At 35.6% G+C, this 13,908-nt stretch carries 14 protein-coding genes; 2 read left to right on the forward strand and 12 right to left on the reverse strand.

The window, feature by feature from the left end; translation table 11 throughout:
* Positions 1–168: 168 nt before the first annotated feature.
* Positions 169–846 (reverse strand): YrrS family protein, encoded by a 678-nt coding sequence (locus tag J7E16_RS02050; protein ID WP_214888153.1) that lies wholly within the window; start codon positions 844–846, stop codon positions 169–171.
* A gap of 641 nt (positions 847–1,487) precedes the next feature.
* Between J7E16_RS02050 and J7E16_RS02055 the strand changes: the two genes are divergently transcribed.
* Positions 1,488–2,465, forward strand: coding sequence for a diaminopimelate dehydrogenase (locus J7E16_RS02055; protein ID WP_214888155.1), 978 nt, complete (start codon positions 1,488–1,490; stop codon positions 2,463–2,465).
* Between the two features lie 316 nt (positions 2,466–2,781).
* Here J7E16_RS02055 and J7E16_RS02060 read toward each other — a convergent pair whose 3' ends face one another.
* The 11 genes from J7E16_RS02060 to J7E16_RS02110 form a co-directional block, all read right to left on the reverse strand.
* Complete coding sequence (locus J7E16_RS02060; RefSeq protein ID WP_214888158.1) at positions 2,782–3,375, reverse strand: ECF transporter S component; 594 nt, start codon at positions 3,373–3,375, stop codon at positions 2,782–2,784.
* Between the two features lie 328 nt (positions 3,376–3,703).
* Positions 3,704–4,564, reverse strand: a complete 861-nt coding sequence (locus J7E16_RS02065; protein ID WP_178377450.1) for a MetQ/NlpA family ABC transporter substrate-binding protein — start codon at positions 4,562–4,564, stop codon at positions 3,704–3,706.
* A gap of 32 nt (positions 4,565–4,596) precedes the next feature.
* Positions 4,597–5,283, reverse strand: a complete 687-nt coding sequence (locus J7E16_RS02070; RefSeq protein WP_214888160.1) for a methionine ABC transporter permease — start codon at positions 5,281–5,283, stop codon at positions 4,597–4,599.
* The gene (locus J7E16_RS02075; protein ID WP_214888162.1) at positions 5,276–6,013 is read right to left on the reverse strand and encodes a methionine ABC transporter ATP-binding protein; all 738 of its coding nucleotides are present in this window, start codon (positions 6,011–6,013) and stop codon (positions 5,276–5,278) included. The genes J7E16_RS02070 and J7E16_RS02075 overlap by 8 nt, the downstream gene beginning before the upstream one ends.
* Positions 6,014–6,391: 378 nt before the next feature.
* Positions 6,392–6,910, reverse strand: a complete 519-nt coding sequence (locus J7E16_RS02080; protein WP_214888164.1) for a type 1 glutamine amidotransferase domain-containing protein — start codon at positions 6,908–6,910, stop codon at positions 6,392–6,394.
* 81 nt (positions 6,911–6,991) lie between these two features.
* Positions 6,992–7,306 (reverse strand): hypothetical protein, encoded by a 315-nt coding sequence (locus tag J7E16_RS02085; protein ID WP_214888166.1) that lies wholly within the window; start codon positions 7,304–7,306, stop codon positions 6,992–6,994.
* Between the two features lie 69 nt (positions 7,307–7,375).
* The gene (locus J7E16_RS02090; protein WP_214888168.1) at positions 7,376–7,822 is read right to left on the reverse strand and encodes a MarR family winged helix-turn-helix transcriptional regulator; all 447 of its coding nucleotides are present in this window, start codon (positions 7,820–7,822) and stop codon (positions 7,376–7,378) included.
* A 135-nt stretch (positions 7,823–7,957) separates the two neighbouring features.
* Complete coding sequence (locus J7E16_RS02095; protein ID WP_214888170.1) at positions 7,958–8,782, reverse strand: ABC transporter ATP-binding protein; 825 nt, start codon at positions 8,780–8,782, stop codon at positions 7,958–7,960.
* Between the two features lies 1 nt (position 8,783).
* Complete coding sequence (locus tag J7E16_RS02100; RefSeq protein ID WP_214888172.1) at positions 8,784–9,674, reverse strand: ABC transporter permease; 891 nt, start codon at positions 9,672–9,674, stop codon at positions 8,784–8,786.
* Between the two features lie 32 nt (positions 9,675–9,706).
* A complete protein-coding gene (trpX, locus tag J7E16_RS02105) occupies positions 9,707–10,693 on the reverse strand; it encodes a tryptophan ABC transporter substrate-binding protein (protein WP_214888175.1) in 987 nt (328 codons plus the stop codon).
* A gap of 437 nt (positions 10,694–11,130) precedes the next feature.
* Positions 11,131–11,829 (reverse strand): carbonic anhydrase family protein, encoded by a 699-nt coding sequence (locus J7E16_RS02110; RefSeq protein ID WP_214888178.1) that lies wholly within the window; start codon positions 11,827–11,829, stop codon positions 11,131–11,133.
* A gap of 198 nt (positions 11,830–12,027) precedes the next feature.
* Here J7E16_RS02110 and J7E16_RS02115 point away from each other — a divergent pair, with 198 nt between their 5' ends.
* A complete protein-coding gene (locus J7E16_RS02115; protein WP_214888181.1) occupies positions 12,028–13,737 on the forward strand; it encodes an NFACT RNA binding domain-containing protein in 1,710 nt (569 codons plus the stop codon).
* The last annotated feature ends 171 nt before the right edge of the window (positions 13,738–13,908 follow it).

Raw genomic sequence — 13,908 nt, forward strand, 5'->3', positions numbered from 1 at the left:
CCCTCCTTTTATTTTCCAACTGTTTAACGTAGTCTTCTATATCTATATCTTTATATCTTATTTTACCATTATCTTTATCTTGAAGAAATGAATACGCGTCTACCAATCGTTATCGATCAAAAAACCTAACTGCAAATGGATTCACAGTTAGGTTCTTTTTTTGATTTCTTATTGTTTATCATTTTCTTCTAATTGTTCTACTTTCGTTGGCTGCCATCCTTGACCGTCTACCCAGTTTAGATAGACTCGATACGTTTTAGTTTGGTCCTTATCTGAGACAGTTGCTACTACCTGACCTTCCCCACTATTTTCAACCCACCATTCGATCATATTTGCTTCACTCAAACCTGTTGCAACTGCAGCAGCTTTTTTGATTTCGATACGGTCTTGAGAACCATCGCTGAAATTAGTTTTATGTTCTCCCTCTTGCTCCGTTTCTACTGGTTCCCAATCCTCAGTATAAACTTCTTCTACATTTTCATCAGTCGGTTCAACTTCTTTTTTCTCAACAGACTCAGCTTTCTCGCTTTCAGATTCTTCGCTTTCTTTACTTTCACTTTCTTTACTTTCAGATTCTACTGATTCGCTCTCTACTGATTCAGAACTATCCTTAGAGCTTTGTCCATCACTTTGGGTTGAATCATCACTATTTTTTATGATCATGCTAGAATTATCAGTTGTACTTTCTTGTGGCTTATCTCCTCCACTGAAAAGAGACATTATCAATAATATGATTACGATCAAAGCTGCAATCACTACTGCAAACGTCAATATTTTTACCGTTTTTCTTTCTTTATCGTATTTATTTGAACGAGTACTCTTTTTATTATTCTTAGAATTCTTCATGTTGATTCTCCAATCTTTTTAAGTGATTTTTACGCTGTTTTCAGTATTTCAAAAAACTACTGATTTAGTATACCATTGAAATGGATTAAATACGTTAAGCTAGTATTACCATTCTATTTCGTTTTTAAGTTACTTTATTTCTAACTGTTATTTACGCTCAAAAAACAATCCTTAAAGATTGTTTTTATTTGAAAAAGATCGCTATAAATGCTAGAATACGAATGAAAAGAGAGATATGCGTCAACATACCCCTCTTTAGGATAGAACCGTTAAAGACGGCAGCTACTATAGAACATAATACAAAAAGTAATCGTCCTACTCGCTAAAGCTTAGACGGTTACTTTTTTTGTCTGATGAGATTTTTAAAACAAGAGTTGCAAAAGCTAATGCAAACATCAGAGTTTCATAAACACCCATGGAGTTTCCTTTCTAGGGAAAGCCCAAACAAAAAACATCGGCATCACCCTATTTTAAAAGAGTTAGCCACCGTCTTAAACTTTTCTACTTTATAAATTGTACCATAAACAGATGTAAAAAAGAACGAATGTTCGTTTTTTCACTCACCTTATTGGTTTATTTTTCATTATCTATTATACTAAAAGCGAACGATATAATTTCAAATACAGATTGGGGATAAAAAAATGAATCAAAAAATTCGTATAGGCTTAGTCGGCTACGGTAATATTGGCAGAGGGGTTGAACTAGCAATCAATCAATTTCCTGATATGGAAGGAATCGCTGTCTTTACGAGACGGAATCCAGCAGAGGTACATTCCGTACTTCCTGCAATAAAAATCGATGATATTTTAAATTATAAAAATGATATCGATGTATTGATTTTATGTGGTGGATCAGCTACTGACTTACCACAGCAAGGGCCAGAATTAGCAAAATATTTTTCAACTATTGATAGTTATGATAATCATGCAAAAATACCTGCCTATTTTGAAGATATGGATAATTCTGCTAAAGAAGGGCAAAATGTCAGTATTATTTCTGTCGGTTGGGATCCAGGTTTATTTTCAATCAACCGTGCATTATTTGAAGCCGTTCTACCCGTTGGACGGACTTATACTTTCTGGGGTAAAGGTTTAAGCCAAGGTCATTCTGATGCGATTCATCACATAACTGGTGTCAAAAAAGGGGTTCAATATACCGTCCCATTAGATCAAGCTTTAGAAAAAGTTCGTAAAGGACTGAACCCTTCCCTCTCTACACGTGAGAAACATATGCGTATTTGTTACGTTGTTTCTGATGAAGGAGCAGATCAATCAAAAATTGAACAAACGATCAAAACGATGCCAAATTACTTTGAACCTTACGAGACAGTTGTTCATTTTATTGACGAAGAACAATTTGAAAAAGACCATCAGCAGATGCCTCACGGTGGATTTGTTATCCGCACCGGTGAATCTGGAACTGGAAGCAAACAAAAAGCTGAATTCCAACTTGATTTAGAAAGCAATCCTGAATTCACCTCATCTGTTTTAGTTGCCTATGTAAGAGCCGCAGTTAAGTTTAAAAAAGAAGGAAAAACCGGTGCTTTCAGCGTACTAGATGTTCCTATGTCCTACTTGTCAGATAAATCACCTGAACAACTAAGAAAAGAACTGCTATAAAAATAAGACCCTTTAGAAGAGTTTATTCTAAAGGGTCTTATTTTTATAGGATCTATAATTTTTAGTGTTGATAAATTCAATCTAGTTGCATTACTTACCCAAATTCTGGAGGAATAAGGCTGCTTGTATCCTAAAATGAAGCACTGTGGTCAAATAAGGCCCAAGTGTATCATGTTTGCAAGCTGCTAAAGCAGCAACAAACATGACAACTTTTGGGTTTAGGCTTCAGACGTTTCCTTAGCTCTCCACAAGCAAACCCGTCCATTCCAGAAGAAATTTTTTGAAGCAGCCACACCATTTGATGTAGAATTTTTTTTTATTTATTGGTACTGAATTTCTTCAACGAGCGTGCGATAATAGGCGCGATAATGGCAGCGGCTATTGCTTCACCGACTCCATTTGTCAAAACAACGGTTGCCAATACTCCTAAAAGATTCGAATAATCAACTTCTATAAGTGAGGCATAAGCTTCACCATATATTACATAAATCAAGCTTAAAACCATAACTGTATTTGTTAATGACGCTAAGACCGAGGAGACGATCATGGCTGTTGAATCTTTAGAGAATCTTTTTTTACACACGTTATACGCATATCCAGCCACAAAACCTACCAGAATTCGAGGAATGATTGCAATAATTGGATTCCTCCATAAAAAATAATCAAAAGGCGAAGCAGGCATCGTAAAGGCCTTTATCATTCGAGTTATTCCCCAAACAGAGCCAATGATCATACCATCTTTTGTTCCAAGTGTAATAGATACTACAATAACTGTAATATGAATGATCGTAGGATTTAAAGGAGGGATTGGAATATATCCCAGTAATGGAACGAAATTTTGAATAATAATGATAGCCGTAAGAATACCTAAAATAGCGGTTCTATAAGCACTCCTATTTTTTTGGTACACCGTAACCCCTTCTTTCTATAAAAAAATGCACTTCTCTTGTATTCACTGTTATTTTACATTATTTTGTTGAGAATATCATTATAAATTTCTTTGCTTTTTAGTACCTTTAAGTATTGAATATCCTATCAATTTTTGGAATCATATCTGTTTTTTATCATTCCAATAAAATAGTCGCTCCATACTCCAACTTGTTTAGACATAAAAAAAGAAAAAGACTCAAGGCTTCGAACTTCAAAAATTAGATTTCACTCAAAATTTTGAAGTTCAACCTTAAGAATTTTCTATTTATTTTATTACTTCAACATTGTCAGGTACGCTATCCTAAAATTTACTCACCAGGGTCAAAAGCTGGCTCTAAGTGGCCCTTTTCTGACAGTTCATTTAGATAGTCATGTACTTCTTGTGAAGTAAAAGCTTTAAGTAGGGCCTGGATCTCAGCTGATTTTTGGTTATCTTCGCGTGCAATCAATTGCAAAGCAAAAGTAAGATCTTCTTCGTCTTCTAATAGCAATGCATCTTCTGTTGTCAATCCGATACTTTCAATGTAGGTAGGATAGTTAAAAACTAATTCTACTCCGTCTTCATAAGCACTTGTCAAATTCAATAGGTCGATGTGCGTAAAAGTAAAATCATGTGGATTTTCTGTTACATTTTCTACAGTTACTTCATATTTGTTCACTTCAGGGTCTAACGTAAGTAATTCATAATGCTCTAGTATTGCTAAAGCACGCGCTTCATTAGTAGAGTCACTTGGAAGAGCTACTTCTGAACCATCTTCAATTTCATCGATTGAGTCATAAACGGGTGAATAAAACCCAACAACCGGGTTATAAATAGTTTGAAGTGCCACTAAATTACCATCACGTTCTTCGTTGAATTTTTCCATGAAGGGTTCATGCTGAGCAAAATTGGCATCTACTTCATCATTCAACAATGCCTCATTGTATTGGATATTATCCGATACTTCTACCAACTCTACTTTATACGGTTCTTCAATAACATCTCCAGCAATCTCAACGATATCTGTCATCGGCGGCAAATGTGAAGCAACTTTGATCACAATTTCTTCTTGCTCGGTTGATCCTTCACTTGTAGCGACTTCACCTGAACTGTCTGAATCTGAATTTCCTGTACCACATGCTGCTAGCAGCAATGCTAAACTACTTAAAACCAATCCTTTTTTCAACATAACTAACTCTCTCCTTTAGAATATAAAATTTATTATCGTTTATCTAGTTTCCGAGCGATTTGTAGTCCTAACCACTGCATAAGGACTACAAAAATAATAATAATAACAATTGCCGTATACATAATAGCTGTTTCATAACGCTGATAACCATAGCGAATCGCAAAATCGCCAATCCCTCCACCACCGATCACTCCCATAATTGTTGAATAGGAAATGAAACTGACAAATGCCGTTGTAAATCCAATCAGTAATGAACTTCTCGCTTCGACGTATAAAAATTTCCATACTAGTTGAGGCATAGTTGCTCCCATTGAATGAGCCGTTTCTATCACACCTTTGGGTACGTCAAGCAACGACTGCTCAACAAAACGTGCATACAAGACAATTGCAATAAGCATCATTGGAAATGATGCAGCAATTGGATCACCTGTTGCTCTTCCATAAAAGTACCGAATAACAGGCTGCATAGCTATCACCAATAACAAGAAAGGAAAAGAACGAATGATGTTAACAAAGATATTTGCTGTTCGGTACAGAAATTTATTTTCCATCGGCCTTCCTCTGGCTGTTAAAAAAAGCAAGGTTCCTAATGGCAGACCAAGTAGGATAGCTGCAACCATTGCAAAACCCATCATTATCCCCGTCTCATAGAGACTTTCAATCAAACTTGGAGCATAATCAATGATGCTCTCAAGATAGATTTCTAGAGCATTAGACATCTCCTAACACCTCCAAGGCTCGCTGGTGATACGATTGAAATTCTTTCTGTTCCTTTTTACGGTTCACTTGAATAGTATCGATCAGTTTCCCCTCTTCTATCACTGCAGCACGAGTACATAATTCTTTAATGACTTCTAACTCATGAGTCACGATCACTACGGTCATCCCAAATTGTTGATGAGCTTTTTTCAAAACATCTACGATTTCTTTTGTAGTGCTTTGATCTAAAGCTGAAGTTGGTTCATCACACAATAAAATAGTTGGACGTGTAATCAGTGCACGAGCAATACCAACACGCTGCTTTTGCCCACCAGATAATTCAGCAGGATAACTGTGCCGCTTATCTTTTAAACCTACAAAGTCCAATACAGTTTCCATTGGCAGAAAATGTTTGTAATCATACATTTCTAAAGGCAAATGGATATTTTCTTCAACTGTCTTGTTGCTAATCAAATTAAATTGTTGGAAAATCATGCTGATCTTTTTTTGATGTAGTCGCAATTCCTTTTTTGTCAATTGTTGAACATCTACACCATCAACTAGTACTTGCCCGTCATCCGGTTTTTCTAAAGCGTTGATAAAGCGTAACAAGGTTGATTTTCCTGCACCGCTTTCCCCAATCACCCCAAACAATTCATTTTTTTCAATAGATAAACTAATATCATCTACAGCCTTTAATACACCGTGTTGTCCATTGAATTTTTTGGAAACACTTTTTAGTTCAATCAATTAAGGGCACCATCCTCTCGTTATAAGCTTTTTTTATGGTCATTAAGATAGAAAACGATAAAAGAAATGATTACTATCTGCTAAACCATAAGACTTCGCAAAATCGTCTTCTTTCACACAAATGCAAGTATAGATTTTTAAAAAAATAGAAGCAATGAAACGTGAGATTCTAGAGTGATTTGAAAAATTCTACTGATAAAAAAAAAATCAAAACATTGTACTAACAAGGTTTTTTAATTATTAAATCTTTTTTAATAAAAACAATATTGTTTTTATTGCTTATTTTGTCCATAATATCCTCTATGTTTATGAAGCTTTTCTGCAAAAAAAAGACTAGGAACAATTCCTAGTCTTTTTAATCTGTTATGAGCAACTCATTTATTCAAATGAAGCAATGTATTGTTTCATATATTCAGGAAGATCAGGAGGTCTGCGGCTAGAAATAATGTGCCCGTCTGTTATAGCCGGAACATCGTGCCAAATTGCACCTGCATTCGTCATATCATCTTTTATCCCGGGAGTACTCGTAACGTTTACACCGTTAAGGATACCTGCTGAAATCAATACCCATCCGGCATGACAGATTTGTCCGATCGGCTTCTTCTGTTGATCAAAATATTGAACAAATTCAATAACCTTAGGGAAGCGTCTTAATTTGTCAGGTGACCAACCTCCAGGAACTACAATACCATCATAATCTTCTTTAATTATTTCTTCAAAACTGTAATCAGAAGTTACAGGTACACCGTATTTCCCGTGATAAACAGTGTCTTTCTTTTCGGCTACTAGATGTACAGTCGCTCCAGCTTCTCTTAAGCGCAAAACAGGATACCATAGTTCTAAATCTTCAAAATCATCACTGACTAAAGCAATAATTTTCTTATTTTCTAATGACATAGCTATTCCTCCTTAAAAATTTCAGTTTATTCCTAAATGTAGTTTATCAATTCTACATAGGAAGCGCAAATATCGCGCACCTTAAATGTGCTCTTCAGTAAACTCTTCTATTAGCTCATGAACCGGTTCGCTGCCGTAATCTGTGATAAAATCCTCTAAAATCCCTAAAAAAATACTGCCTTTTTTAGCTGTTCCATCACTCTCATCTTCAAAGAAACGAATAAAGTAATTCTGATAATTTTTATAACCATCTACAAAACCAAGACTTTTTATAAATCGATTTTCTTCTACTTCAGCTTCTAACTGAATGTCTTGTTCTTTTAACTCTTCACTCTGACTAATGATGAGCTCTATTAAATCTTCTTTTGATAAATCATTAAGCGTTTTGGGATCCATTTAATCAACTCCTTTGTTTACTTAATTCACTATGATTGTAAGGTCTTTTTAGTTAATTGTAAAATTTTGCTACTTCACCAATTGAAAGGATTGGATACTCCTGTTCACTCTTCCCATTAGTACAAGTAAAAGTTGTTTTTCATCTGCTGGCCAGCTTTTAAAAATCAAGCTAAAGGATTTTTCAAATTCAAATGAAAAAGCGAGTATGAGCTGTCGTGATTCAGGAGTTAGAGAAAGATACATATACCGTTTATCCGTTCCAGGTTCCTTCGTTATAAAGCCTTTTTTTTCCAATTGTTTAACTTGTCTGCTTAAAGTAGATTTATCTAAATCGGACTCATTTGCCAATTCATTAAGCGTTATTTTTTTATCGTTAATAAATGACATGATAGAAAAACCTGATTTAGTGATCCCATATTTAGCAAGTATTTGTTTTTCTAATTTCAAAAAATGATGATTAAATTCACTAAACCGCTGAATCAATGAGTGTATTGACATTTCCACTTGATTATCCATCGAAACCCTCCTATATCAGTATAGTTGTATATTGCAATCAATATACATGTATTATACAACTATTACCCTGGAATGTCTATTAAACAAAAAAAACCAAGGATTTCTCCTAGGTTTTGGATTTGTAAAACTTCTTATTTAGCGACTTAATAAAAGTTCATCTGGTAATTGGCCAGCTCCATTTTCTTCATCCGTAGCTGTTTGAAAAAGAACCAATACATCTGCAACTGTTAAGTTCTTTTTCTCCTCGCCAGATATATCTACAATAACTTGTCCGGCATCTAGCATGATCAATCGATTGCCGTATTTTAATGCATCATTCATATTATGAGTAATCATTAAAGCAGTCAATTCTTCTTGTTCGATTCGTTTTTGAGTGATTTCTAAAACAATTTTAGCTGTTTTAGGATCTAGGGCTGCGGTATGCTCATCTAACAATAAGAGTTCTGGTTTATTCATAGTAGCCATTAAAAGAGCGATAGATTGTCGTTGTCCACCAGATAACAATCCCATTTCACTGTCTAAGCGATTTTCTAATCCTAAGCCTAATTCAAGTAAACTATTTTTGAAATATTCACGTTCTTTATCGGTCGTCCCTTTTCGTAGAGAACGTTTTTTCCCCCTGCGATAAGCAATAGCCAAGTTTTCACCTACAGTCATTCGAGGCGCTGTTCCCATTACTGGATCTTGAAAAACGCGTCCGATAAATCCGGCTCGTTTTTCTTCTTTCAAGGTAGTCAAATCTCTATTTTCAAGCATGATAGTTCCTTGATCGATCATGAAATTTCCTGCAATACTATTCAGTAAAGTCGACTTACCAGCTCCATTACCTCCAATAATAGTAAGGAAGTCCCCTTTTTCTACTTCTAAGCTTAACTGGTTTAAGACCGTATTTTGATTGGCGGTCCCTTTATTAAATTGTTTAGTGATTCCTTTTAAAATCAGAACGGGTGTAGAACTCATATTACAACAACTCCTTTTTTTGGAAGAAATTCAAATTAAATCGAGTACGGATACTAGGTAATGCAAGAAATACCGCTAAAATGACAGCTGAGATAAGTTTCAAGTCATTCGGTTGTAATCCCATTAATAATACAAACATGATGATCAACCGGTATATGATGGCTCCTAAGATAACACATATAAGTCGATTAACAAAAGATAGGTTTCCAAAAATAACTTCTCCAATAATAACTGATGCTAAGCCGATAACGATCGTACCTATACCCATACTGATATCAGCATAACCATTGTCTTGAGCAATCAAAGCGCCCGCAGCAGAAATCAAACCATTTGAAAGCATCAGACCTAGTATTTTTGTTTGATTTGTAGAGATTCCTAATGAACGTGCCATTTTTTCATTATCTCCAGTAGCGATAACAGCTTGACCAAGTTCGGTTTTAAAGAATAAAACAAGTAACACAATCAGACTAGACACAAGCACGATTCCCATAAAAATGGTATCGAATTGGCTTGGCAAGTTAAATTGAGTGAAAAAATCTGTTAACTTTGCTTCTCCGAGTAAACTTAAATTAGCTCGACTCATGACCCTTAAATTTATTGAATACAGTCCGGTCATGGTCAATATTCCAGCTAATAAACCTGGAATATGTGCTTTTGTGATCAAGAATCCAGTAACTGCTCCAGCCAAAGCTCCTATTACAAAAGCAATAGCTGTTGCAGTTAAAGGATGAACCCCTGAAATAATGAGTTGAGCACATACAGCAGCTCCTAAAGGAAAAGAACCTTCTGCAGTCATATCCGGTAAATCTAAAATACGATAAGTAATAAAAATGCCTAAAGCCATCATTCCCCACAATAACCCTTGTGCTGTAGCGGTAACAATTAAATCCATTTGACTTCCTCCACTCTTGCTAATTGATTTGTTTATTCTGCTTGTTTCGCTTGTTCTAATAGTTGTGTCGGGATAGTAATACCAAGTTGTTTGGCTTTCTCTTGATTTATAATGATTTCCCCTTCATCTAAATAACGAATAGGTGTCGTTGCTGGATCTGACTCGCCATTTAAAATAGCCGCAACCATTTCTCCTGTTAACCGACCTAATTCATATTGATCTAATCCAACAGTAGCTAATCCACCTTCTTCAACCATCGTATCTACAGCTGGAAAAATAGGTATTCCGTTTGAATCAGCAGCAGAAACCAGTGTCGTCATCGCGCTGGCTACTGTATTATCCGTAGGTACCCAGATAGCATCTACTTGTGAAGCTAATGTAGCTCCAACTTGTGAAACATCATTTGTAGATGAAATAGTCATCACTTCAATATCTAGTCCCATTTCTTTCGCGATCTCAATAGCTTGATCCGCTTGAACAATTGAATTATCTTCACTAGATGAATACAAAATACCAATTGTTTGAGCTTCTGGAAGAATCTCTTTGATCAATGAAAATTGTTCTTTTATCGGTGTTAAATCACTCACACCAGTTATGTTTCCCCCAGGGGCTTCATTGTTTTCAACTAATCCTGATCCTTCAGGGTCAGTGACTGCGCCTAACACAATCGGTATTTCTTGCGAGCTATTAGCTAGTGCTTGTGCGGAAGGAGTAGCAATACCAACCATAACAGCTGCCCCTCTGCTGACGAAGCGAGTACTCATCGAGTTTAGATTACTTTGATCTCCTTGAGCATTTTGAAAATCTAACGTCATTGTTTCTCCGTCAATATATCCGGCGTCATTTAATGCATCTACCGTTCCTTGATAAATAAGATCTAATGCTGGATGACTAGTGAGTTGTAAAATACCAACCATTGGTTTAGCTTTTTTCATCGTTTCTATTTCATTTGAAGAAGTAAAAAAAGCAACCATTAAAATTGCCGTCAAACCAATAATGAACCCAATCATTTTTTTCATTTCTTTTTATCCCCCAGTAATTCTTGATTTTTGTTAGATTTTTTCAACAAAATCGCCATCGCTTCTTTTCCATTTCCCTCACCTCTTAAATTAGATCAATAAAAAAACAGCTGCCACAAAAGATACGTGGGAGCTGTTTTTTGCAAAACAAAATCCACATAGAAATAGAATTAAATATTCTCTCTATGTGGATCAGAAGTCTATTTTGTCTTCAAATAAACCAACATAGATACAGACATTCAGTATACTGAAGGTTGCATCTATGAGCGTTCTCATGGATCAACCTATCTATCTTGGCTTTGCCAACTGCTATTCAATTGTACATTATAAGAAAAGTTAATTAGCATCATAAGAACTCCTTTGTTATTTTTCTATTACAGTGATCTTACTAGTTGTTCGTTTGTGTGTCAAGCTTTAAATGAGAATTTAATTATAATTTAGTTGTTTGATAAGTAAATAGGTCTATTCATTATAGGTTGCAAAGGTCTATTTGTTTTGCCGATAGTCTTTTTAAAGGCTTGAAGCAAACCTTGACGCATAAATGTTTGCTGGCTGAATACGATCCACTCGACTGGTCCTGAAGTCGGAGGTGTAGTCAATGAGCCTGTGTAATGATAGAATTGTTTATTTTCCGGCAAAAGCCTTGTTAATTCAATCGGAACAGTCAGTCCTCTTCCTGCTACACGCGGATGCAGAGCTCTTTCATCTACGGCAGCAAATACCGTATTCATTGGCCGTTCAGAAGGCAGTACTGTAACGCCTACGACAAGAAGCTCATTTTTTACAGAACGATGGACAAGATGAAATTCTAAAGGAAAGGATTCATGATTGATCTCATGCTCGCTCGGTAAATGAAAATGCATATCTTCTAAAAAATATCTTTTGTGATCAAATATAACGGTATTCAGTTTCTCATTTGTTTTTGGCGATAAATGTACGGTGTGATTAAAAAAAGATGATTCAAACAAGGTTTTATTGTAGTCAAATATCAGCGATTGCTGTGAGATCGTTGCCGTTATTTGATCATCATCTAATGCGATCGGTGATTGCAAGCTTTCTGATTCTGCTTGATGAAAAGCTGAACAGATCGTGTTCCAATTTTCCGGTCCTCTATCCCCTTGGTAATTCCATTCCATTTAATTCCCCTCCTAAAGTTTCCAAGAATTTATTATAACTTTTTTAGCAATAAAGCTGCAACTATTTCACTCTGATTTTCTAATGACAATTTTCTTACAAAAAGTGGTATAATTAAAAATACAGCACTAATAGGACTACTAATTCGATTAGTCAGATAGGATCGATTAAAATAATTGATCATGAAAGAAGGGGAATATATGTCATTTGATGGTATTTTTACCCATGCGATGGTAAATGAATTAAGCAACGCACTAAAAAATGGACGAGTATCAAAAATCCATCAGCCTTACCCGAATGAAATAATTATTGTTATGCGGGCAAATGGCAAAAATCATAAACTGCTATTATCTGCTCATCCAAGTTATGCACGTATTCAATTGACCGAAATTCCATATGAAAATCCAAGTTCGCCGCCAAATTTTTGTATGATCATGCGAAAACATCTTGAAGGAGCTATCTTAGAAGATATCCAACAAGTCGGAAATGATCGTGTCATCCATTTTAGATTTAAAAGCCGAGATGAAATCGGGGATGTCCAAAATGTTATCATGATCGTAGAGTTGATGGGCCGTCACAGTAATATTTTACTTATCGAACAAGATACACAACGTATTTTAGACACGATCAAACATGTACCGACTAGCCAAAACTCGTATCGGTTTATCATGCCCGGTGCTACCTATCAATCTCCACCTCACCAAGATAAATTGAATCCTTTTGAAACAAGCAGTTCTGAACTCACGGAATTGATGACTTCTTTTGAAGATCAAGATTTACCGTATGAAAAAAGATTGCAGCATGTCTATCAAGGGATCGGTGCTGATACGGCTAAAGAACTATTGCACCGCAGTGAAAATAATATTCAAAATTTACCGATTTTATTTGATTCGTTTATGACTAATATTCGTAAAGGAAATATCTCACCGACGCTGACAATTGGTCCTAAAAAAGAATTTTTCACTCCCCTTCCTTATTTAAGTATTGAAGGAGAACATGTGGGTTACACTACTTTGAGTGAATTATTAGATAAGTACTATGAAAGTAAAGCAGACAGAGACCGCGTTAAGCAACAAGGCTCAGATCTGATCCATTTGATTCAAACTGAACTTCAACGCAATAAGAAGAAGATGAAAAAATTGCAAAATACGTTAAATGAAACCGAACTAGCCGATGATTACCGAGTACGAGGCGAATTGTTGACGGCTTATCTTTATAAAATGACTAAAGGACAAAAAGAAGTTTCCTTAACAAATTTTTATGATGAAGAAAAACCAATGACTATTCCTCTTGATCCAAGAAAAACACCTTCTCAAAATGCACAAAAATATTTTTCGAAATATCAAAAATTAAAAAATGCAATCGCGTTTGTAAACGAACAAATGCGCTTAACTCAAGAAGAAATCGATTACCTAGAATCCGTTTCGACCCAAGTGGAATTAGCTACTCCAAAAGATATTGCGGATATTAAGGAAGAATTGATCCAACAAGGGTACATGAAGAAAAAGAAGACTAAGAAAAAACAAAAACAAGCTAAATTAAGTAAGCCAGATCAGTACCGCTCTTCCGATGGGACAACGATTTTAGTTGGGAAAAATAATCTGCAAAATGATCAATTGACCCTTAAGACAGCACGGAAATCAGATATTTGGCTGCACACAAAGAATATTCCAGGGTCACATGTTATCATTCAATCTGCTGATCCTAGTGAAGAAACGCTTTTAGAAGCTGCTAATATTGCTGCTTACTTCTCAAAATCGCAGTTATCTGCATCCGTTCCAGTAGATTATGTTGAAGTGAAAAAAATAAAAAAACCAAATGGTGCAAAACCAGGTTTCGTCATCTATGAGGGACAACGCACCTTATTCGTAACACCGGATAAAGATTTGGTCAACCGCTTGAAAGAGTAAGAACTAAAAGTAACGCATACCTTTTAAAAAGAGGTGTGCGTTACTTTTTTTATGGGCTCTTCGTCAACTGGTGTGGATACTCAAAATAAAATTTATTCTGGAATATACAGGTTTGCTTGTGGAGCCGTGGCACCGTCTATAAGCCTGTGGTTGTCATAGTTGTTGCTACTT

The sequence above is a fragment of the Carnobacterium sp. ISL-102 genome, from assembly GCF_018612935.1.
Lineage (GTDB): Bacteria > Bacillota > Bacilli > Lactobacillales > Carnobacteriaceae > Carnobacterium_B > Carnobacterium_B alterfunditum.